18 protein-coding genes and 1 pseudogene are annotated in these 22,246 nt (G+C 65.0%); 16 read left to right on the forward strand and 3 right to left on the reverse strand.

Translation table 11 applies throughout. The annotated features are described in order from the left end of the window. Window positions 1-14: 14 nt before the first annotated feature. The 7 genes from phnD (at window position 15) to AC6CIE_RS19450 (ending at window position 8,118) form a co-directional block, all read left to right on the forward strand. Window positions 15-1,013 carry a phosphate/phosphite/phosphonate ABC transporter substrate-binding protein gene (gene phnD, locus AC6CIE_RS19420; RefSeq protein WP_056558855.1) on the forward strand — a complete coding sequence of 333 codons (999 nt, stop codon included), beginning with the start codon at window positions 15-17 and terminating at the stop codon, window positions 1,011-1,013. A 6-nt stretch (window positions 1,014-1,019) separates the two neighbouring features. Further along, window positions 1,020-1,790 carry a phosphonate ABC transporter ATP-binding protein gene (gene phnC / locus AC6CIE_RS19425; RefSeq protein WP_175122561.1) on the forward strand — a complete coding sequence of 257 codons (771 nt, stop codon included), beginning with the start codon at window positions 1,020-1,022 and terminating at the stop codon, window positions 1,788-1,790. Then, complete coding sequence (gene phnE / locus AC6CIE_RS19430) at window positions 1,787-2,674, forward strand: phosphonate ABC transporter, permease protein PhnE (RefSeq protein WP_498093433.1); 888 nt, start codon at window positions 1,787-1,789, stop codon at window positions 2,672-2,674. Before phnC ends, phnE (AC6CIE_RS19430) begins: the two co-directional genes overlap by 4 nt. Then, complete coding sequence (gene phnE, locus AC6CIE_RS19435) at window positions 2,671-3,495, forward strand: phosphonate ABC transporter, permease protein PhnE (protein WP_175122559.1); 825 nt, start codon at window positions 2,671-2,673, stop codon at window positions 3,493-3,495. Before phnE (AC6CIE_RS19430) ends, phnE (AC6CIE_RS19435) begins: the two co-directional genes overlap by 4 nt. A 249-nt stretch (window positions 3,496-3,744) precedes the next feature. Then, complete coding sequence (locus AC6CIE_RS19440) at window positions 3,745-5,403, forward strand: CYTH and CHAD domain-containing protein (RefSeq protein WP_498093435.1); 1,659 nt, start codon at window positions 3,745-3,747, stop codon at window positions 5,401-5,403. A gap of 275 nt (window positions 5,404-5,678) precedes the next feature. Next, window positions 5,679-5,876, forward strand: coding sequence for a hypothetical protein (locus AC6CIE_RS19445; RefSeq protein WP_343737069.1), 198 nt, complete (start codon window positions 5,679-5,681; stop codon window positions 5,874-5,876). A gap of 46 nt (window positions 5,877-5,922) precedes the next feature. Beyond that, complete coding sequence (locus AC6CIE_RS19450) at window positions 5,923-8,118, forward strand: phosphocholine-specific phospholipase C (protein ID WP_313066815.1); 2,196 nt, start codon at window positions 5,923-5,925, stop codon at window positions 8,116-8,118. Between the two features lie 210 nt (window positions 8,119-8,328). On the opposite strand, the gene ftsY is transcribed toward AC6CIE_RS19450, so the two are convergent. Continuing rightward, window positions 8,329-9,381, reverse strand: coding sequence for a signal recognition particle-docking protein FtsY (gene ftsY / locus AC6CIE_RS19455; RefSeq protein ID WP_498093437.1), 1,053 nt, complete (start codon window positions 9,379-9,381; stop codon window positions 8,329-8,331). 457 nt (window positions 9,382-9,838) lie between these two features. On the opposite strand from ftsY, the gene rsmD reads away from it, so the two are divergent. The 4 genes from rsmD (at window position 9,839) to AC6CIE_RS19475 (ending at window position 12,550) form a co-directional block, all read left to right on the forward strand. Then, window positions 9,839-10,444: a 16S rRNA (guanine(966)-N(2))-methyltransferase RsmD gene (gene rsmD / locus AC6CIE_RS19460; RefSeq protein WP_175122810.1), complete on the forward strand. Its 606-nt coding sequence runs from the start codon at window positions 9,839-9,841 to the stop codon at window positions 10,442-10,444. Between the two features lie 18 nt (window positions 10,445-10,462). Further along, complete coding sequence (coaD, locus tag AC6CIE_RS19465; RefSeq protein ID WP_056325406.1) at window positions 10,463-10,966, forward strand: pantetheine-phosphate adenylyltransferase; 504 nt, start codon at window positions 10,463-10,465, stop codon at window positions 10,964-10,966. 112 nt (window positions 10,967-11,078) lie between these two features. After that, window positions 11,079-11,330, forward strand: coding sequence for a YfhL family 4Fe-4S dicluster ferredoxin (locus tag AC6CIE_RS19470; RefSeq protein WP_006391351.1), 252 nt, complete (start codon window positions 11,079-11,081; stop codon window positions 11,328-11,330). After that, window positions 11,327-12,550, forward strand: a complete 1,224-nt coding sequence (locus AC6CIE_RS19475; protein ID WP_498093439.1) for a benzoate/H(+) symporter BenE family transporter — start codon at window positions 11,327-11,329, stop codon at window positions 12,548-12,550. The genes AC6CIE_RS19470 and AC6CIE_RS19475 overlap by 4 nt, the downstream gene beginning before the upstream one ends. 19 nt (window positions 12,551-12,569) lie before the next feature. Here AC6CIE_RS19475 and AC6CIE_RS19480 read toward each other — a convergent pair whose 3' ends face one another. Then, window positions 12,570-12,956, reverse strand: a complete 387-nt coding sequence (locus AC6CIE_RS19480; RefSeq protein ID WP_498093441.1) for an MOSC N-terminal beta barrel domain-containing protein — start codon at window positions 12,954-12,956, stop codon at window positions 12,570-12,572. Then, window positions 12,953-15,451, reverse strand: coding sequence for an AsmA family protein (locus AC6CIE_RS19485; RefSeq protein WP_498093443.1), 2,499 nt, complete (start codon window positions 15,449-15,451; stop codon window positions 12,953-12,955). Before AC6CIE_RS19485 ends, AC6CIE_RS19480 begins: the two co-directional genes overlap by 4 nt. A gap of 412 nt (window positions 15,452-15,863) precedes the next feature. Between AC6CIE_RS19485 and AC6CIE_RS19490 the strand changes: the two genes are divergently transcribed. From AC6CIE_RS19490 to AC6CIE_RS19510, 5 genes and pseudogenes are all read left to right on the forward strand, one after another. Then, the gene (locus tag AC6CIE_RS19490) at window positions 15,864-17,462 is read left to right on the forward strand and encodes an MDR family MFS transporter (RefSeq protein ID WP_239211699.1); all 1,599 of its coding nucleotides are present in this window, start codon (window positions 15,864-15,866) and stop codon (window positions 17,460-17,462) included. Between the two features lie 3 nt (window positions 17,463-17,465). Then, complete coding sequence (locus AC6CIE_RS19495) at window positions 17,466-17,909, forward strand: MarR family winged helix-turn-helix transcriptional regulator (RefSeq protein ID WP_280019884.1); 444 nt, start codon at window positions 17,466-17,468, stop codon at window positions 17,907-17,909. 447 nt (window positions 17,910-18,356) lie between these two features. Further along, a complete protein-coding gene (locus AC6CIE_RS19500; RefSeq protein WP_498093804.1) occupies window positions 18,357-19,412 on the forward strand; it encodes a PDDEXK nuclease domain-containing protein in 1,056 nt (351 codons plus the stop codon). Window positions 19,413-19,957: 545 nt separating this feature from the next. Beyond that, window positions 19,958-20,794, forward strand: coding sequence for a hypothetical protein (locus AC6CIE_RS19505; protein ID WP_498093445.1), 837 nt, complete (start codon window positions 19,958-19,960; stop codon window positions 20,792-20,794). Between the two features lie 558 nt (window positions 20,795-21,352). Beyond that, a pseudogene (locus AC6CIE_RS19510) lies at window positions 21,353-22,213 on the forward strand (phage integrase N-terminal domain-containing protein). Window positions 22,214-22,246: the final 33 nt, after the last annotated feature.

Genomic DNA, 22,246 nt, shown 5'->3' on the forward strand with positions numbered 1-22,246 from the left:
CGAGGAGACACACGATGCAAGCCTTGCGTCTTATGCAGGCGGCCGCGCTGGCCGCATTCGCTTTTGGAGCTTCCGCCGCCCAGGCCGCCGACACCTGCTCGAACCGCGGCGATCTCGACCAGATGTATTGCGACTCGAACAAGGACCTGGTGGCCGACACCCCCACCGACGCGTCCAAGCTCAAGACGCCTTCCACGCTGGTGTTCACCTACACGCCGGTCGAAGATCCGGCCGTGTACGAAGACATCTTCAAGCCCTTCACCAAGCACCTGTCCGAATGCACGGGCAAGCGCGTCGTGTTCTATCAGGTGCAGAGCAACGCGGCTGAAATCGAAGCCATGCGCTCGGGCCGCCTGCACGTCGGCGGCTTCTCGACCGGGCCCACCGCCTTTGCCGTGAACATTGCCGGCGCCGTGCCGTTTGCCGTGAAGGGCTATGCCGACGGCTTCCAGGGCTACAACCTGATCGTCATCGTCAAGAAGGACAGCCCCTACCAGAAGCTGACCGACCTGAAGGGCAAGAAGCTCGCGCACACCGCGCCCTCGTCGAACTCCGGCCACATGGCGCCCGTCGCCCTGTTCCCGAAGGAAGGCCTGACGCCCGACAAAGACTACAAGGTCATCTTCTCCGGCAAGCACGACCAGTCCGTCATGGGCGTGAACTCCGGCGACTACGACGCCGCCGCCGTGGCATCGGACGTCTTCAAGCGCATGGTCGAACGCGGCCAGGTCAAGGAAGCCGATTTCCGCATCATCTACACCAGCGAAAAATTCCCGACCTCGTCGTTCGCCTACGCGCATGACCTGGAACCGAAGTTCCGCGACCAGATGCTCAAGTGCTTCTACGACTACCGCTTCCCGCCGGAGATGTCCAAGGCCTTCGACAACGCCGACCGCTTCTACCCGGTGACGTACGAGAAGGACTGGGCCATCGTCCGCCAGGTCGCTGAATCCGGTGGCGAAAGCTTCAACCGCGCGGCCTACGACCGCGAATCCGCAAAGAGCAAGAAGTAATCCAGCATGACGACGTCGCTACGCATTTCCGGCCTGGTCAAGGAATACCGGGCCGGCCGGCCGGTACTGAACGGCATTGACCTGCAGATCGCCGGTCAGGGGCTCACCGCCATCATCGGTCCTTCGGGCACCGGCAAAAGCACGCTCCTGCGCTGCATCAACCGGCTGATCGAACCCACCAAGGGCGAGATCATCCTGCAGTCCCAGGACGGCACCGTGGACCTGGCGCAAGTGCGCGGCGCGTCGCTGCGCCGCGCGCGCCGCCGCATCGGCATGGTGTTCCAGGAATACAACCTGGTCGAACGCCTGACCGTGATGGAAAACCTGCTGACCGGCCGGCTGGGGTACACCTCGGCCATGAAGGCCTGGATGCGCCGCTTCGAGCCCGAGGACATCGAGCACGCCTACAAGCTGCTCGACACCGTGGGCCTGGCCGGGTTTGCCGACCAGCGCGCCGATGCGCTGTCGGGCGGCCAGCGCCAGCGCGTGGGCATTGCCCGCGCGCTGATGCAGCGCCCGCAGGTGCTGCTGGCCGACGAGCCGACGTCGTCGCTGGATCCCAAGACCTCCGTCGAAATCATGGAACTGCTGTCCGCGCAGGGCAGCGCCTCGGGCATCCCCGTCATCGTCAACATCCACGACGTCGAACTGGCGCGCCGCTATGCCACGCGCATCGTGGGCATGTCGGGCGGCCACGTGGTCTACGACGGCGACGGCCAGGGCCTGGACGCGACCATGCTCAAGACCATCTACGGAGGCGAGTCTTGGCTGGAATGACGCAACCCCGGGGCGGCATCCGCCCCTTCGCCATGTCGGGGCGCGCCAAGGCAGGCGTGCTGCTGCTGGTGCTCTACACCATCTATGCCGCCGCGCAGCTGGACTTCAGCTGGTCGCGCTTCGAAGCCGGCATGGGCCATGCGTCGACGTTCCTGGCGCGCATGTTCCCGCCCAATTTCGAAAAGCCCGCCACCTTGTGGAAGGGCATCGCCGAAAGTCTTGAAATCGCGGTCCTGGCGTCGATGCTGGGCATCTTCCTTGCCCTGCCCGTGGGCCTCCTGGGCGCGCGCAACCTGATGCCCGCCTGGATTTCGTGGCCTGCGCGTTCGATCGTCGCGCTGTGCCGCGCGCTGCACCCGGTCATCGTCGCCATCCTGTTCGTCAAGGCCGTGGGCTTTGGCGCGCTGGCCGGCATCCTGGCGCTGACCGTCGCGTCCATCGGCTTCATCGGCAAGCTTTTCACCGAAGCCATCGAGGAAATCTCGCTCAAGCAGGTCGAAGCGGTTCGCGCGACCGGCGCGTCGTTCTCCAACGTCATCGTGTTCGGCGTGCTGCCGCAGGTGTTCGCGCGTTTCATCGGCTTTGCCACCTATCAGTTCGACTCCAACCTGCGCAACTCCACCATGGTGGGGATCGTGGGCGCGGGCGGCGTGGGCGGCACGTTGTTCTCGGCCTTCCAGCGCTTCGATTACGACTTCGTCAGCGCCATCCTGCTGACCCTGATCGCGATCATCATGCTGGGTGAAATCCTGGCCGGCTTCGTGCGGGCGGTGTTCCTGGACAACCTGGGCTTTGACCGCATCCTGCAAAGCCGCTTCGCTGGCGCCCGCGGTCTGGGCAGCAGCAAGCCGACGGCCGCGCGCAAGGCGGAGGTGGAAGAATGAACGCCCACGTCTCCCCCTTGAACCCCGCCGGCCAGCCGCGTGTCTGGCAGCGCTACAGCATGGGCCAGCGCCTGCTGCGCTTTGCGCTGTACCTGCTGCTGGTGGCGGCGGTCGTGCAAGCAATACGCGGCGTGGAAGTCATCCCCGAGTTCCTGTACGACGCACCGGAACAGATGGCCGACCTCTTCCGCCGGATGTGGCCGATCGATTGGGCCTACTACCCGGATGGCGTACACGCAGCCCTGATCGAAACGCTGCACATCGCCACCTTGGGCACCATTCTTTCGGTGTTCATGGCCGTGCCGGTGGGTCTGCTGGCGGCCAACAACCTCACGCCCAGCAAGACCATCAACATGCTGGCCCGGCTGATCCTGGTGTCCAGCCGGTCGGTCAATTCGCTGGTGTGGGCGCTGCTGTTCATCGCCATCTTCGGACCGGGCGCCCTGGCCGGCACGCTGGCCATCGCCTTCCGCTCGATCGGCTTTGTCGGCAAGCTGGTCGGCGAAGCCATCGAGGAAGCCCAGCGCGGCCCCATCGAAGCCGTCACGGCCACCGGCGCCAGCAAGGCCTCGGTGATCTGGTACGCCTACTGGCCGCAGATCCGCCCGGCGTTCTGGTCCATCGTGCTGCTGCGCTGGGACATCAACGTGCGCGAATCCGCGGTGCTGGGACTGGTCGGCGCCGGCGGCATCGGCATGGCGCTGGATACCGCGCTGAACCTGTTCCAGTGGGACCGCGTCGCGCTGGTGCTGGCCGCGATCTTCGTAGTTGTCGTGCTGGCCGAAGTCATCATCACCCAGGCGCGCAAACGCATCCTGTAGCGCCGCCGCACCGCTTTACGCCTGTCGGTTTCCCCTGACTCGCGCTCCCTTCGCCGCCCCACATGGGGCGGCGTTTTCTTTCCTTTCTGTTCGCAAGCAACGCAAAAGCGCCTCGTCGCCCTTGATGGGCCGCCTTGTTTTTGCGCCGCGATCACGTCTATGCTCAATGTGAACAAAATATGAACGGTCATCAAAACGCACCCCCGCCTTGATTAACATCTTGGCTTTTGCCGTTGGACACCCGCTGCCATGTCGGAACAGGAATTGAAACTGCACGTGCCCACGGCTTCGCGCCAGGCCGTGCTGCGTGAAGTCAAGCAACGCGAGGCCACGCGCATTCGCTTGCATGCCATGTATTTCGACACGCCGGAACGCGAGCTTGCGCGGGCGCGCATCGCCATCCGGCTGCGGCAGGAAGGCTCCGATTGGGTGCAGACGCTGAAGATGCCGGGCGCCGATGCGATCTCGCGCATCGAGATGAACCACCCGCGGCCCGGTCCCGTGCTCGACCTGTCCGTCTATGCCGGCACCGACGTCGAGGGCCCGCTGTCCGCCATCAAGGGCGAACTCGGCCTGCGCTACGAAACCGACGTGCAGCGTCTCTTGCGCAAGATCCGCACGCGCTTCGGCACGGTCGAGCTGGCCTACGACACCGGCATCCTGCGCGCCGGCGCGCTGGAATTGCCGATCTCCGAACTGGAATTCGAACTGGTGTCGGGCCGTCCCGCCGCCATCTTCGCGGCGGCGCGCGGCTGGCAACAGCGTCATGCGCTGATCCTGGACCCCCGCAGCAAATCCGAACGCGGCGACGCGCTGGCCCAGTTGGCGAATCGCCTGGCCGAGGTCGACGCTGCTGCCGGCGATGACCACGAAGCGCGCCGCGCGCAGGCCATCGCCCAGTTCTGGGCCCCGCGCGGTGCGTCGTCCGTGAAGCTGCGCGACGACATGACGCCGCCGCAGGCCATGGGCGCGATCGCGGCCGAATGTCTGGACCAGATCTGCCGCAATGCGGCGGTGCTGGCCGAGGTCGACACCGAAGGCGTCTACCGCGCCGGCAACTCCGAACACGTGCATCAACTGCGCGTCGGCGTGCGCCGGTTGCGGTCGGCCTGGAAGCTCTTTGACGGCTGGATCGCCCCGGTGCCCGACGCGCTGCTGCAGGGGGTGCGCACGCACTTCGCGGCGTTCGGCGCCAACCGCGATCAGGACGTGCTGAACGAGACCGTCGCCCCCGCGCTGCTGCGCGCCGGCATGCCCGTGATCCCCATGGAAGCCGCGCCGCCCGACGAAGACGCGCAGACCATCGCGGGCGGCCAGGCCTTCCAGGCATGGTTGCTCACGCTGCTGGAATGGTCGCTCGACGTGCCGCCCGTGCAACCCGACACGGACAGCCAGACCATCGCCAACGGCACGCCCAGCGACGCCGCGCCCGAGCCCGCCATCCGGCTGGAAGGCGGTGTGGCCGGTCCCATCGTCAAGCCCACCATCATCCCGATGCTGACGCCGGAACCCGAGCCGCAGCACCTGCACAAGCTGCTCGCCCGCCGCCTGCACCGCTGGCACGACAAGGTGGCCGACCAGGGCACGCATTTCGCAGCCCTGGACATCCCCGCCCGCCACGATCTGCGCAAGCGCGGCAAGCGCCTGCGCTATGGCCTGTCGTTCGCTGAATCGCTGCTGCCCGCCAGCAAGCTGCGCGGCTATCGCAAGCTGCTGTCCCGCGTGCAGGACGTGCTGGGTGAAATCAACGACCTGGCGATGGCAAAGGACTACTACCAGTCGTGTACGGCAACGCATCCGCAAGCCTGGTTCGCGCTGGGTTGGATCAGCGCACGCCTGGAAGAGTTGGTCGTCGAAGCGCAGCAGGCCTTCGACGACCTCGCGCGCAGCAAACCGTTCTGGAAGTAGCGCGCATCGCGCGCGTTTAACCCATGCGAAAGTCCCGCGTTGAATTCGATTTCACCTGGACACGCATCTAGCATGGCGTTTCAAAAAAGGGGCGCCTGACAGCTTCGCGTCAGGCCCCTGTCAATTCGTCGACATCCGGCGTGCCAATACTCATTGGCTGTCGTCCGGACACACTGCCGGGCGCATTCGTGGCCCGCAGCTTCCGCCCGACACTCGTCCTGTGTGACGGCGCAACGGCCAGCGCGGGCCGTCCGCCCATCCACGCACACGGACTCATGCAAACCACTTCTCCCTTGCTGGTCATTGCCAGACGCGGCCTCGCGGCCTGCTGCGCGCTTTCGCTGGTGTTCACGCTTGCCGCCTGCGGCGGCGACGACGACACGGACGAACCGGCGCCGCCGCCCCCAACCACGACGCCCACCACGCCCACGACGCCCGCCCCGGCTACCTGCGCGGCGCATTGTGCGCCATGATGCCGGCAGTGCTGCCGTTTCCTGCAAACTCCAGACAGAACAGCCAATGACGATCGACGCCTCCAAGAGAAAGTTCTTCACGACCACGCTCGGCGCCACCGCGGCGATGAGCGCGTTGTCGATGTTTCCGCCCAGCATCCGCCGCGCCCTCGCGATTGAAGCCGACAGCCCCACCGGCACCATCCAGGACGTCAAGCACGTCGTGATGCTGATGCTGGAAAACCGCTCATTCGACGGCTACTTCGGCACCTTCCCGGGCGTGCGCGGCTTCGGCGACCGCTTCCCCATTCCGCTCGCCAACGGCAAGTCGGTATTCCATCAAACGCGCAGCGACGGCACGCTGGAACTGCCTTATCACCTGGACGCGCGGCTGGGCAACGCGCAGCGCGCGGGCAGCACGCCGCACTCGTGGCCCAACTGTCAGGCCGCCTGGGACCACGGCCGCATGAACCGCTGGCCCAGCGCCAAGCAGCCGTTGTCGATGGGCTACTACGAGACCGCAGAAGTGCCGTTCCACCGCGCGCTGGCCGACGCCTTCACGCTGTGCGACAGCTACCACTGTGCGATGCACGCGGGCACGATCCCCAACCGCCTCTTCTTCTGGACGGGCACCAACGGCCCCAGCGGCGACAACGTGTCGGTCGTGATGAACGAAATGAACGACGGCGCCGACGTGGGGCCTTCGACCGAGGGCTGGACCTGGACGACGTACGCCGACCGCCTGCAGCAGGCCGGCGTGAGTTGGAAGGTCTACCAGAACATCCCCGACAACTTCGGCTGCAACGAGATGATGAGCTTTCGCCACTGGCGCGCCGAGATCGAAAAGATGCCGGCGGACCGCCAGGTCACGAACCAGGGCGGTCCCGCGTACAACCCGGCCATCGACGACCAGTTCAGCCCATTTGCCAAGGGCTTTGGCAACACCATGCCGGACGGCGGCCTGCTGCAAAGCCTGCGCGACGACGTGATGAACGGCACGCTGCCCGAGGTGTCGTGGATCATCCCGCCGGCGGCGTATAGCGAGCACCCCGGCCCGTCGAGCCCCGCAAAGGGTGCGTGGTACATCCAGGCCGCGCTGGACGCGCTGACGCAGTCGCCCGAGGTCTGGAGCAAGACCGTGTTCCTGGTCACGTACGACGAGAACGACGGCTTCTTCGACCACATGCCCACACCCAGCGCGCCGTCCCGCAACGACGACGGCACGCTGGCCGGCAAGTCCACGCTGACGGACGCCGAGATGGCCTTCGAGTACAACACCTACACGCCCGCCACGCCCAAGCAGTTGACCGCCGATGGCAAACCCTACGGTCCCGGCATGCGCGTGCCGATGTGGGTGATCTCGCCGTGGAGCCGTGGCGGCTGGGTCAATTCGCAGGTGTTCGACCACACATCGGCGTTGCGCTTTCTCGAACAGCGCTTCGGCGTCATGGAACCCAACATCAGCGCATTCCGCCGCGCCGTGTGCGGCGACCTCACGTCCACGCTGAACTTCGTGTCGCCCAACAGCGCGCCGCTGCCCACGCTGTCCGGCCGCAGCACCAAGACGGACGCCGACGGCCTGACGACCTGGCAGGAAGCGCAACCGGCCATCGCCATCCCGGCGCAACAGACGCTGGCTCCGCAGGCGCAAGGCACACGGCCCTCGCGTGCATTGCCGTATGAACTGCACACCAGCGCCCGCGAGGACGTGCGTGAGAACCGGGTCCGGCTGCTGTTCGCCAACGCCAGCTCGGCCAAGACCGCCGCTGTCTTTCATGTGTACGACAAGCTGCATCTGGACCGCATTCCGCGCCGTTATGTGGTTGAAGCGGGCAAGTCGCTGGACGACGCGTGGGACGTGTCAGGCGACGCGGGCAAGTACGACCTGTGGGTGCTGGGGCCGAACGGTTTTCACCGCGCGTTCGCAGGCGATCTGATGCAGGCGGGCGGCGCTCAGCCGGAGATACAGGTGTGCTACGTGCCTTGTGATGATCCGCAGGTGCAGGTCAAGCTGCACAACAATGGCGCGACGGCTTGCACGTTCACCGTCAAGGCGATGGCGTACCGCGGCGACGGGCCTTGGACCGCGACGGTCGAACCTGGACAGACCGGCGAGCTTGCGTGGCCGGTCAGCGACAGCGGCCAGTGGTATGACTTCGCGGTTGCTTGCGAGGGGTATGCGGCGTTCCAGCGGCGCTTTGCCGGTCGGATGGAGACGGGCAAGGATCTGATCAGCGATCCGGCGATGGGCCAGGTCGGGTAAGGCCTACGCCGGCGCTGCGGGTGGCGCTGGCGGCGCTACGCCTGGCGCCGTTGGCGGAAGCCGCTGACCGCGCCGTTCACAGCGCGATTCGTGGCTGCGCCTGCCCCGGAAACGACAACGGGACGGCGCTTTCGCGTCGTCCCGTCAGATAGGTCTTCCTGGGCCTTTACGGCCTCTTGCAAGACAGCGATGAGTCCCGAATGAACCGACTCAGTCGGCCAGCAACGCCGCCGCGAACTCGTCCGCCACGAAGGGCTGCAGGTCTTCCAGGCTTTCGCCGACGCCGATCCAGTACACCGGCACCGGGCGCACGCCCTGGCTGCCGGCTGCGACGGCGGCCAGCGTGCCGCCCTTGGCGGTGCCGTCCAGCTTGGTCACGACCAGGCCGGTCAGGTTGATCGCGGCGTCAAACGCACGGATCTGCGCCAGCGCATTCTGACCCGTGTTGCCGTCCACCACCAGCAGCACCTCGTGCGGCGCGCTGGCGTCCGCCTTGCCGATGACGCGTCGGATCTTCTTCAGTTCTTCCATCAGGTGCAGCTGCGTGGGCAGACGGCCGGCCGTATCCACCATCACCACGCCCATGCCGCGCGCGCGACCGGCATTAACCGAGTCGAACGCCACGGCGGCCGGATCGCCGCCATCCTGCGAAATCACGCTGACGTTGTTGCGGCTGCCCCATTCCACCAACTGCTCGCGTGCGGCGGCGCGGAACGTGTCGCCGGCGGCCAGCAGCACGCTGGCGCCCTGGCGCTGGAACGTATGCGCCAGCTTGCCGATGGACGTGGTCTTGCCCGCGCCGTTCACGCCGGCAATCATGACCACCAGCGGTTGCGTGCGCTTCAGATCAAAGGCGCGCTCCAGCGGACGCAGATGATCGGCCAGCAGTTGGCGCAACGCCGTCTTCACCTTGGCCGGGTCTTCGATCCGTTCCTTCTTGACGCGCGCGCGCAGCGCGGTCAGAAGCTTCTCGGTGGCCTCAAGGCCGGCATCAGCCATAATGAGGGCCGATTCGAGTTCCTCGAACAGGTTCTCGTCGACCTTCACGCCGACAAAAATGCCGCCGATGCTTTGGCCGGTACGCGAAAGCCCTTGCTTCAGGCGCGACAGCCAGGAGGCCTTTTTGGGCGCCTCGGCGGGTGCGGGTTCCGGGACGGCTGGGACAACCGGCGCAGGCGCCGCGACAGGCGCAAGCGTTGATACCGGCGCAGGGGCCGGGGCGGCAGGCGCAGGTGCCGGGACTACAGGCGCAGGTGCCGGCACGGGCGCGACGACGGGTGCAGGCGCCGGGACGGGCGGCTGCGGTGCGCGGAACGGCTCAGTGGCGGGCGTGGCGCCAGCGGCTGCTGCAGACGCCGCAACCGGTGCGGAAGCCGGCGCGGTACGGGTGAGGGACGGCGCGGCCGGAGTCGGAGTCGGAGTCGGCGCAGGCTGTGCAGACGTCGTGACCGGCGCAGGCGTTGCCGAGACGGACGGCGCTGGCGTAGGCGCCGCCGGGACCGGCGGGGTCACTGGCGCCGGAACAGGCGCAGTGACCGGCGCTGCACCCGGCGCAACCGGTTCCTGACGAAGCTCGGGAACAGGCGACGCAGGCGCCGGGCTGGACGGAGCCGAAGACGGCTCCGCGGGCGCGACTGGCGCGTCGATAACCTCCGGCGGCGACGCGGGCTGAGCCGGCGTGGCGGGCGGAGGGGATTTTTTCTTGAAGAAGCGGCTAAACATGGGTAACAAGTATATTCGTATCGTCGGGGGCCAATACAGGCGCACCCCCATCGCCGTGCCCGACGTGGAGACGCTGCGTCCCACGCCCGACCGGGTCCGCGAAACGCTTTTCAACTGGCTTACACACCTGTGGGGCGGCGAGTTCGCCGACAAGCAGGTGCTGGATCTTTTTGCCGGCAGCGGCGCCCTGGGCTTCGAGGCGGCCTCGCGCGGCGTGGCGCATGTGCAGATGGTCGAGCGGGACAGGACCGCCGCGTCCGCGCTGCGGACACTGCGCGACAAGCTCAAAGCCGACATGATACGCATCCATGTGGGCGATGCGATGCAGGTCGCCGAACGGATGGATGCGTCCCGGTTTGACCTCATCCTGCTGGATCCGCCCTTTGGACAGGGCTGGCTGCCGCGCCTGTGGCCGATCCTGCCGGGCATTCTGACCGATCATGGACTAGTCTATGTCGAGGCGGAATCCGCCATCGAAGCCCCCGAAGGATTCGAGATTCTGCGGCAGGACAAGGCCGGCGCCGTGCACTTCCATCTTCTGGAATTTGCTGCATTGCGCAAATCGATCAATAATCCGGCTTCGGAGGATGGTGTACACCACTAATAACGGTACGGAGCTCGCATGATCATCGCTGTTTATCCCGGCACTTTCGACCCGCTGACCAGGGGCCACGAGGACCTGGTTCGCCGTGCAGCCACGCTTTTCGACAAAGTCGTGGTGGGGATCGCCACTAGCCGCAACAAGAAGCCCTTCTTCAGCATCGACGAGCGCGTGGATATCGCGCGCGAAGTGCTGGGACACTATCCCAACGTGGAAGTGCAAAGCTTTGGCGGCCTGCTCAAGGACTTCGTGCGCGAACAGAATGGGCGCGTCATCGTGCGCGGGCTGCGCGCCGTGTCCGACTTCGAATACGAATTCCAGATGGCCGGCATGAACCGCCATCTGCTGCCGGACGTCGAGACGCTCTTCATGACGCCGTCCGACCAGTACCAGTTCATCTCGGGCACCATCGTCCGCGAAATCGCCCAGCTTGGCGGCGACGTCAGCAAGTTCGTGTTCCCGTCGGTCGAGCGCTGGCTGCAGGAAAAGGCCAAGGAACGCCGCGAACAGTCCTGGCCGGGCTGAAGCCCCGTCTGCAACATCCCCGAAGGGGCGCGCAAGCGCCCTTTTCGCGCTTTCCGGGCCCCGGCCGCCCGGCGCTACAATGGCCGGGCCAATCGCCTTTCCGTTGCCCATCATGGCCCTGACCATCACCGAAGAATGCATCAATTGCGACGTTTGCGAGCCCCAGTGCCCGAACGACGCGATCTCCATGGGCGAGGACTACTACGTCATCGACCCCGACCGGTGCACGGAATGCGTCGGCCATCACGACGAGCCCCAGTGCAAGGTGGTCTGTCCCGTGGAGTGCATCGAGCTGCACCCGCAATGGAATGAAGGCCAGGAGCAACTCATGGCCAAGTACCGCCGCCTGACCGGTGCCGCATGAGCGACGCGGCGCCGCCCAGCATCAACCTTTCCCCCTCCCCGCACCACGCCCGACGCGACATTTCCGCGTCCGCGGTCGCTGCCGGGCTGGTCGCCGTCCTGGTCAGTTTTGGCGGCACTGCCGTGCTGATGGTGCAGGCGGGTCATGCCGCGGGCCTGGATGCCGCACGCATCGGCTCGTGGATCGGCTCGCTAAGTCTGGTGCTAGGCCTGGGCGGCGCGTTCTACAGCCTGCGCACGGGCCTGCCCGTGGTCATGGCGTGGTCCACGCCCGGCGCGGCGCTGCTCGTCACCGCGCTGGCAGGCGTCCCCTTCAATGAAGCCGTCGGCGCCTTCGTGCTGGCAGCCGGCCTGACGCTGGCCTGCGGGCTGTTCGGCTGGATCGATCCCATCCTGCGCCGCATTCCCGGCGAGGTCGCCGCCGCCATGCTGGCCGGCGTGCTGCTCAATTTCGGCATGGGCATCTTCAGCAACATCAACAAGCAGCCCGCGCTGGTGTTGGCCATGTGCGCCGCCTACCTGCTGTGCCGCCGCTGGGCGCCGCGTTACGCGGTGCTGGTGGTGATGGCCGTGGCGGTGGCCATGGCGGCCGGAATGGGCCTCATGCAGGTCGACCAGCTGGATTGGCGCCTGACCCAATTCGTATGGACCACGCCCGCATTCAGCGCGCAGGCCGCGGTCAGCCTGGGCATTCCGCTCTTTGTCGTGGCCATGGCGTCGCAGAACCTGCCCGGCCTGGCCATCCTGCAGGCCGCAGGCTACCGTCCGCCCGCATCGCGCTTGGTCGCCGCCACCGGCCTGCTGGGCCTGGTGGCCGCCCCCTTTGGCGCGCACAGCGTCACCATGGGCGCGATCAGCGCGGCCATCTGCACCGGACCCGAAGCGCATCCCGATCCGGGCAAGCGCTACATCGCCGCCGCCACCTACGGCGTCAGCTACGTCGCGCTCAGCATCGTCGCGGGCGCGGTTGCAGTCTTCTTCCAGGCGCTGCCCGCCGCGCTGCTGGCGGCGCTGGCCGGACTGGCGCTGCTGGGCACCATCATGGGCGGCATGGCCGCCGCCATGGCCAATCCGCAACGGCGCGAAGCCGCGCTCATCACGCTGCTTGCGACCGCGTCGGGATTCAGTTTCTGGGGGATTGGGTCGGCCTTCTGGGGCCTCGCGGCGGGCCTCGTGGCTCACACCGCTTTCGAATACAGGCGCGCCCGAGCGGGCGCTTGAAAACCGGGGCTGGCTGCGTTCAGGCCGGCCAGGCGGACACGGGCGTGTCCGGGTGCACCTTCATGATGCGGCAAGGCACCTGTACGAAGTTCGAGATCCAGGCCGCGGCCAGCTCGCCTTCGTCAATGACGTCAATGGTCTGCTCGCCCACCATCATGCTGTAGCGCACGCTGTCGTCGTCTTCGATCACGTCCAGCGGGATGTCCATGCGCAGCATGCCTGGCGCCTTCAACACCAGGTAGCCCAAACGCAATTCCACCGACACCTCGGCCAGGCGGGGGCACAGCTCGCGGTTCAACCACTGCCCCGAGTCATTGGCCACCAGCCACTGGCGGTGATAGCCGGCCGCCTGGACCTGCGTCGTCACGCCGCATTCGGCGATCGGCTGGAACTGTTCTGCGCTCATTTGCCCAGCAATCCTTTCAAGGCCTTGTCCACCGCGGCGCCGCTCTTGCCCTTGCCGGAGACCGCTTCCTTGAGCTTGTTCTCCAGGCTGCGCTTCAGAATACCGCCGATGGCGTCCTTCCAGAGCAGCGTGTACGAAGGGTTGTCGAACGGGCCCTTGAAATGGACGGGAATGGTCACGTCCTTCAGGTCGATCAGTTCCTTGCCATCGGGATTCGCCGCCGGGTTGATGACCCGCGCGCGCGCCACCAGATCCAGCTCGCTCTTGACGAAGTCGATGCTGGCCGGCTCGCCCTGCGTGACCCGCAGCAGCGGCGACACGAAATTCAGGCGCTTCACGGTGGCAATGCCCTTGGCGATGGCGAAGTCCGCGTCCAGTTCCGAGAACTGCGTCTGCTTGCCCGTGTCCGCAGCCACCGTTTCGTTCTGCGCATCCGGCGAGAAGCGGGCTTTCAGGTCGCGCAACGTCTGCGTCAGATCGATGCCCTTCACGGCACCATCCCGCAGCTTCAATTGCAGCGTGCCACCCAGGCCGCTCTTCATCGCGTAGACGTTGGCGCCGCCGGTCTTCAGGTCCAGCGACAGGTTGCCCGTGCCGCTCAGCACATTGCGCTTGGCCAGATCCACCAGCAGCGGTTCGATCGCGATGCCGGCCAGCGTCATCTTGGTGGCGATCTGATTGCCCTGCGCCGCGTCCACGGACAGCGCCCCCGCCAGCTTGCCGCCGTAGAGGCCTGCCGCGAGGTCGGAGATGTCGAGCTTGCCCTTGTCCAGCTTGACCGAGGCCGAGACTTCGTCGGCCTTCAAGCCGCGCACGACCAGCTTGCCGACCTTCAGCGTGCCGTTGACGCTGGGGCCGACCAGCGCCGACAGGTTGATCGTGTCATCGACCGGTGCGGCGGGGGCCGGGGCCGGCGCGGGCTTGCTGTCATCCTTCTTGCCGTCCGCGGGCGGCTTGGGCGGCGCGGCCACCACGGGCGGAACAAGCTTGTCCAGATCCAGCGTGTCCACGACCAGCGCGAACTTCATCTGCGGCGTGTCGGTCAGTTTCGTGATGTCGGCGCTGAGGTCGAACTTGCCGCCTTCCAGCACCGCATTGATCTTGCTGGTGGCCTGATCCTTGAGCAGGTCCACCGTCAGGCTGCCGATCACCGGAATCTGCAGGCTGCCCTTGGGCAGGCCAGGATCGGTGATGTTCACGTCGCCACGCAGCGCCGACATGGCGCCGCTGCGCATCAGCAGGTTCAGGCTGAGCGGCGACGCGAAATTCAGCTTCACCACACGGTCGCCCTTCTTGGACGTGCTGTCCAGCTTGGCTTCCTTGATATCCAGTTCGCCGGCGTTTCCGCTGATGCCGTTCAGACCGAAGCTGGCATCCAGGCCGCTGATCCGCACCCGGCCCGTCAGGGCCTCGCCGGTAGCCGACGCGGGGGAAATATTGAGCGCCGGCGCATCGACGGCCAGTTCGAATGGGCCATCAACCACGCCGCCCTTGGCGCGCACGGCAAGCTTTTCGATCTGGAGTTGGCTCTTGTGCGGATCGATCGCCAGTTTGGGGATCGCCACGCTGGCTTCCACATTGGTCGCCTTGACCGAGGGTTCGGTCACGTCGCCCTGGAACAGCAGTTCCAAACCCCCGACGTCCAACGCGGACTTCTGGCCGTTGAACGCCAGGTTGCCGCGCATCACCAGGCTCTTGGCCTCGGCGCCGGGCAGCTTGCCATCCATGCGCAGGTCCAGCCGCTGTGCGGCATAGCGCTTGGCGGAAGGGTCCAGCGTCAGCAGCGCCTGGCCGGTCAGGTTGGCATCCACGCGCGGATAGCCGCCTTCGACGCGCGCCGTCATGCGCACATCGAACGGCTGATTGAACGTGACGCGGCCGGTGTTGGCGTTGATGCGCGTCACCGCGACCGCCATGCCCGTTATCGCGTCCTGCATCTGCACTTCGCCGTCCTTCAGGTCCAGGCCGGCGATGTCGATCTGCATGTTGTTGCGCGACGGCGGCATGTTGCCGCTGGTGATCGCCTGCGCGGCGGTCTGGGCCGCGCCCACCAAGGCTTCGGCCGGATTGCTGGGCGCATCGGTGACCGGCTGCGTACCGCCCACCAGATTGCTGAAATTGAATTGGCCCTGCTTGTCCCGCACGACGCGCGCTTTCAGCCCGCTGATGGCAACGTGGTCCACGACAAAGCTGTTGGACAGCAGCGGCCACACGGCCACGGCAAGGCGCGTGCTCTCGATGGAGGCAAACGTGTCCGTGCTATTGGGTTCGGACAGGGAGACGCCCTGTACATACAGGCCGATCCGCGGGAAGAGCGATAGCTCGATCTCGCCGTCGATCGTCAACGTGCGTTGATAGCGTTCCTGGACAAGCTCTTCCAGCTTGTACTTGTACGCGTTGGGGTCGAATGTCAGCAAGAAGATGGCCAGGCCGACGACGGCCACGACAACCAACACTACCAGGCCTATCAAAATGCGCTTGAACCACGTTTTCATTGCTGCCCCGTCGGTACCTCGACTGGAAATCCTTGATACCGCCCACCGCGCCACGCGCGGGGAAGGTGCGTTGCCGGCGGAAGACCGCTGGCCTATTGAACTGTCTGCATTCCTGGGCTTGCCTGTCTGGCTTGCCTTGCCGGGCTTGCCCGGACCGACTTGCCTTGACGGACTTGCCATTCAGAGGCTTGCCTTTCAGGGCGTGTCCTCGCTCCTGCCGAGCCTGCGGCATGGGCGCCAAAGGAAGGTGCTACCGAGGAAGGCCTGCTGAAGACGCCGGTAACCCAGCGTGCAGATAACCGCTATCGTAACAAATCAGGCCGATCCGCGGGATCGGCCAAGCTGACGGCTTCCTGACCGGCGGATTGTAGGACTAGAATAATTGATCGATCAATTATTGATGCGTCCAACAATGACCGCCCCCGCCCCAACCTCTCCACACTCGCCCGGCCAGATCCTGCCCTTCCGGCAAACCCTGCTGGCCATGCTGGGCATGTGCTTCGTGATGATGCTGGTCGCTATCGACCAGACCGTGGTGGGCACCGCGCTGCCCACCATTGTGGCGGAACTTCGCGGCTTCGAACTGTATGCATGGGTAGCGACGTCTTACCTGCTGACGTCCGTCATCACCGTGCCGATCTTCGGGCGGCTGGGCGACTACTACGGCCGCAAACCTTTCGTCGTGGCCGCCATCGTCCTGTTCACCCTGGCATCGGTCCTGTGCGGCGCGGCCGACACGATGCTCGAACTGGTGCTGGCGCGGGCGCTGCAAGGCATCGGCGGGGGCATGCTCGTCGGCACCGCTTTCGCCTGTATTCCCGATCTATTCCCGGATCCCCACGTACGTCTACGCTGGCAGGTCATGCTCAGCGCCGCCTTCGGCATCGCCAATGCGGTCGGTCCCACGCTCGGCGGCGCCCTGACGGAACACTACGGCTGGCGCTCCGTCTTCTACGTCAACCTGCCCATCGGCATCCTGGGCCTGTGGTTCGTCGCCCGCTACCTGCCGCACCTGCGCAACCAGAGTCCGGGCAAGGTCCGGCTGGACTGGCAGGGTGCGATCTTGATCGCCGTGGCGCTGGGGACCATGCAGCTGCTCGTGGAACTCCTGCCCAAGGACGGCTTCACGCCTTCCCTCGTGATGCTGGGCGCCGGCAGCATCGCCGCCTTCGCTGCCCTGATCTGGTGGGAACGCCGCTGCCCGCATCCGCTCCTGCCCCTGGACATGTTCCGCAACCGCGGCCTGGCCATGCTCTTCACCCTGGCCCTGCTAGTCGGCGTGACGATGTATTCCCTGCTTTTCTACGCGCCCCTGCTTCTGCAAGGCGGCTTCGGGCTGTCGCCCCAGCAGGCGGGCCTGCTCATCACGCCCATGGTCGTGTTCATCACCGTCGGCAGCATCGTCAACGGCCGCATCATCACGCGCATCCGCAATCCCAACCGCATGCTGTACGCCGGCTTCATCCTCATGGCGTTCTCGTGCCTGGGCATCGTCACGACCCACAGCTACACGTCGCATTTGCTGATCGGCGCCTACATGACGATGGCCGGCCTGGGCATGGGCTTCATCATGCCCAACCTCACCGTCTTCGCCCAGCAGACCGCGGGCCGAAGCCACCTGGGCATCGCCACGGCGCTGCTGCAATCCCTGCGCATGATCGGCGGCATGCTGGGCACCGCCGTCGTCGGCACCATGGTCAGCCACAGCTACTTCAGCGGCGTCGAATCTACCCTGCGCGGCGCTTCCGCGCAGTGGCTGCCCAAGCTCAACGACCCGCAGATGCTGGTCAACCCGGCGGCCCAGACCGAGTTCCTGGCACAATTGGCCCATCAAGGCCAGGACGGAACGTCGCTCATCGAAATCGCGCGCATCGCGCTGGTGGGCGCCATCCACGAAGGGCAACTCATCGCCCTCGCCGTCGCCGTCTTCGCACTCTGGTGCGTGCGGCGCGTGCCCCTGGTGCAACTGGTCCGGCCATCCAAACCGGAGCCCGCCGGCGTCGGAGAGTAGCTTTTGCCCAAACAACAACAAGGCCTTCAAGTCATCCAGCACATGGGCCAAACGTATCGCGTGATGCAGAGCGCCTTCAGCAGCAAGGTGGGTCACGCGTTGCCGCGGTGGCGGATATTGCTGGCGCTGCATGAGAACGGGCAGTGCTCGCAAAAGCATCTGGCCGAGCGCTGCCGGCTGGATCCGGCTTCATTGACGCGGCAGTTGCAGGCGATGCAGAAGCTGGGGTGGATTTCGCGGGCGGTGGATGCGGACGATAACAGGCTGACGAATGCGACGTTGACGGCTGCCGGGCAGGCGGTGGTGAATGAGGCATTGCCGAAGCGGGCTCAGTTTTTTGAGGAGTCGCTTAAAGGGCTGTCAGCCGCGGATGTGGATACGTTGAATCGGGTGTTGAGTGTGTTGGAGGAGAATTTTGTAAGGGCGGCGGGGGATAGGAACACCTGACGGACGCCCCCCTCCTGGCGCGCAGCACTTTATTCATAAGTCCCTTCCATTGGTTATCAGGTCTTGACGACAAGCCTCGTGCAGATCGCTGGGGCGCGAGCACTTCAGCGCCAAGCGCTAGATTCCTTAGAAGCGACGCCACCGTGACCACCCCGGTGAACATTCCGACTGCGCGAAATCGTCGTGCGGCGTCGCACCGTACCGTGTTCTTCTTCTCTGCGGAAAAAGGCTGCACAAGCGAAAATGCGGCGGCAGTCATCAACATCAGTAGCACCGGCGATGACACGCGGACGAATACTGCAAGTGTCTCCGGCCCGGTCCCGAGAGTGTTCATAATCGCCACTCCCCCGGTAGAAACGATGGAGTCAGAAGTAGAATTTTCTCGTTGAGGAGTTCTACCGCATGAAGAAGTCGAGACGTACGGATAACACGGAAGATGGAAAGCCGATGGCCGACAGACCAACCTCGCTCACCCCTGCTCCACAAGGCTACGCCGACTGGCTGGCCGACCTGAAGGGGCGCATCCACACCGCACAGCAACGTGCGGCGCTGGCGGTCAACCGGGAACTGGTAAGCCTGTACTGGCAAATCGGCCACGACATTCTGGCGCGACAGGCAGAACAGGGTTGGGGAGCCAAGGTGATCGATCGGTTGGCGCATGACTTACGCACCGCCTTCCCGGAGGTGAAAGGCTTCTCGCCGCGCAATCTCAAGTACATGCGGGCGTTTGCCGGGGCCTGGCCGGACGCCGAAATTGTGCAGCAGGTTGCTGCACAATTGCCCTGGGGGCACAACCTGGTATTGCTGGATCGCCTGAAAGCGCCGACAGAGCGCCTAGCGTATGCCCGCGCGGCCATCGAATATGGTTGGTCGCGCAACGTGTTGAACATCCATATCGAAACCCGCCTGCTGGAGCGCACCGGCAAAGCCGTCACCAATTTCGATCAGCGCCTGCCTGCACCGCAGTCCGATCTGGCTATCGAGTCGCTGAAAGACCCGTACCGCTTCGATTTCCTTGGGCTGGGGGAGAAAGCACAGGAACACGAGATCGAAAAGGCGCTGGTGCAGCACGTCACCGATTTCCTGCTGGAGTTGGGCGCGGGCTTCGCTTTCGTCGGGCGGCAGGTGTTGCTGGACGTGGGTGGCGAGGAGTTCTTCATCGACCTGTTGTTCTACCACCTCAAGCTGCGCTGCTATGTGGTGATCGAACTGAAGGCGGGCAAGTTCCGGCCCGAACACCTGGGGCAATTGGGCTTTTACCTGACGGCGGTGGATCGGCAGGTGAAGCACGCGCAGGACAATCCGAGCATTGGCCTGCTGCTGTGCAAGAGCAAGAACAAGGTGGTGGCCGAGTACGCCCTGGGTGACAAGTCGCAGCCAATGGGCATCGCCGAATACAAGCTGGTGGAGTCCCTGCCGCAAGAGCTGCAAACTGGCCTGCCGACGATCGAACAGATCGAGCGAGAACTGGGAAAGCCGCTGGATGATGGTGCCGAGGAATGATGTGCTGACCCTCGCGGTGGATGTCATCGGCCTCACTACCTATCAGGCCAACCTAAGCACCTAACAGTTGCTGCGCCATGGCGTGCCGGCGCAGATCGCGGCGGGCCAATCGCATGCGACAGCGCAGTTGATCGACTGGGCCCAGCCCGGTTGATGTGGGCAACGGCAACCCATTTCCAACTTCGGAGGCACCCGCACGGGGGCGGCCCGAGCGACTGCCATGCGCTTAACAGCACATCCAAACGTACGAAGAAAGATCAGAAGTTGAACAAACGTTTAGACGTTGATCGGTTGGCAAAGTATCGTGAATGCTAGGTTTCGCGGGGAAATCAGGCCATGGCCTTTGCGGGAATCGCTGGGAGTACCCCCAGTTGTACCCCCAAGGGGGTTATCGGGATGATAGATCAGTCTGGATGTGGGTGCCAGCGCTGCGCCTGCCGGATAAAACGGTTATGGCGCAGACCGCATTGTTGGCTGACGCCTGAAACGGTACGCGATGAGATGCAAGGGAACGGGCCGCCGTGGCCATACCTTGGAGAACTCTCATGGCAGACCACCACACCGGCCCCAACCCGCTGGGGCAAGACATCCTGTTCACCACGCCCGCCTCGCTCATGCTCGATGCTCGCCTCACGCCGCTGGAGCGCAATGGCTGGCAGGTGCTGCGCATGCTGCGCTCTGCCGAGGGCATCAGCCCGCTGGCGAGCCTTGGGCAGTTGCGTTCAAGCGAGGCAGCCGACCCACTGCCATTGTCTGGCGATTCCGCTGGCAGCACGCTTGTTCCGCAACAGACCGGACACGCTCGCCACATGACGGCTGAGCAGGGCAGTATGTATAAGACGTATATGTATAGAAAAGAACGTACGTACCGCGCGCGCGAAGGTGACGGCGATCCGGCATCGCAGTCGGTGAGCTTGCCGCCCTGCCTGAGCAATGCCCAGGCAGATCAGCAAAGGGACGTGCAGGCCGCCTTGCGGCGGCTGCCGCCACCGCATCGCCAGGAAGTACTCGACGAGTTGCAGGCACGCAGCCAAAGCGGCACCGTGCGCAATGTCGTGGCCTACTTCTTCGCCTTGGTGAAGCGCGTCTTTGCGGGCGAGTTCCGCTTGTGGGCAGGTCGTAAGGAGACATCTGCCGCACCACAGGCTGCCGCAAATCGGCCTGCTGGGGTGCCACGCACCGAACACCGCCCAGAACCGACTGCGCCACCGGCATCGCGTGAAACCGCCCTGGCGCACATCGCCAACATCCGCGAGATGTTGAATGCCCCGCGACGAACGCTGGGGACATCGCAGCACAGGCAATGCAGGCCAGGGGATGGCAGCCGCATTCTGCTTAGCAAATGCTGCCGCGAGATGGGTCGTCACTGCGCGGCGCAGTGACGACCTCGCCCACGCCAGCAACAATGCGGGCGCATGCCGACTCCTATTGCGTGCGGCAGACATGATGATGGCCGCCCTACACTGACCGGGCAGTTGCCAAGACCGATGGGCCTCATACATCGGCAACCCCAACAGCGCAGATTCCTGCAAGCGCTGGCCCGTCAGGGCGGAACCACCCCGGTATGCCCAGGCTCCGACCGCATACCGGCCCTACCCAAGGGCGGAGCCCTCTTCGTCTGTTTGAACTCATCCCTATCACGCCACCTGGCGCGCAGTCTTTTGCAGCAATTCCTTGTGTGCAACGCACAGGGCTCCCGCTGCATTTCTAATCTCACTCACGTCATAGGAGGACTCGTCCACGTTCGCATAACTTTAGTCTCGTTGTACCTCCGTCCGGGCTTACAACAGGGAGCAAGACGGACGCCTCATCCGAGGCTCTGGTGTCTCCTGAACACTATGCCCTTGCCCTCACGGGATCTCGCCTCAGCGAGTTGGCACCAACACTAATCATTGATTTTCAGGACAACGCATCACGGCGCTTTGCTTGGAGGCCGGAAGATGGACGACTTGACCTATACCCTGCGGCAGCTTTGCCAACGCAACCGTGACGGCAGTCACAACACACGGGCCGACCGGATGCGTTCGCTGTCGCTGGCCGCGCGGCAACTGCGCGAGGCCGTTTCCGGCAGATGAAGGCGTCGTCACTCAAGGGCAAGCATGCCCAGGCGCTGCTGGATCGCTGGCAGGAAGAAGGCTTGTCGTCCGGAACCATCAAGAATCGGCTCTCTCACTTGCGCTGGTGGGCCGAGAAGATCGGCAAGGCCGGCATCCTGCCGGCGGACAACACGCAACTCGGCATGGCCGAGCGCCGCTATGTGACCAACATCAACACGGCCCGTGAGCTGGGCGTGAACCTTGAGCGAGTCACCGATCCCCACGTGCGCATGAGCCTTCAGATACAAGCCTCCTTCGGATTGCGCCGAGAGGAAGCGATCAAGTTCCAGCCCAGTTATGCGGATCGGGGTGACCACATTGCCCTCAAAGGATCGTGGAGGAACGGCGGGCGTGAACGCATTGTGCCCATCACCACCGCCGAGCAACGCGACGTGCTCCACGCAGTGCACCGCCTGGCGGGCACAGGGTCACTGATCCCGGGAGACAAGACCTTCACCCAGCAGCGGGCGTCTACGATGGACAGTGCAAGGCGGCAGGTCCAAGCCACATGCATGGGCTGCGGCATCGGTATGCACAGATGCGATATGAAACATTGACGGGGTGGAGGTCACCGGCAACAGGCGGTGCTGGCACGGCACAACTCGACCTATCACAACGCCTTACCGACCAACATGTCGGCAGCAAATCAGTCGCGAACTTGGGCACGGGCGAGTCAAGGTGACGGCGATATATCTGGGAAGTTAAGGTTTACTTTGCCGGACCTGCCACTGTATCCAA

Source organism: Achromobacter sp. GQ309 (genome assembly GCF_059759315.1).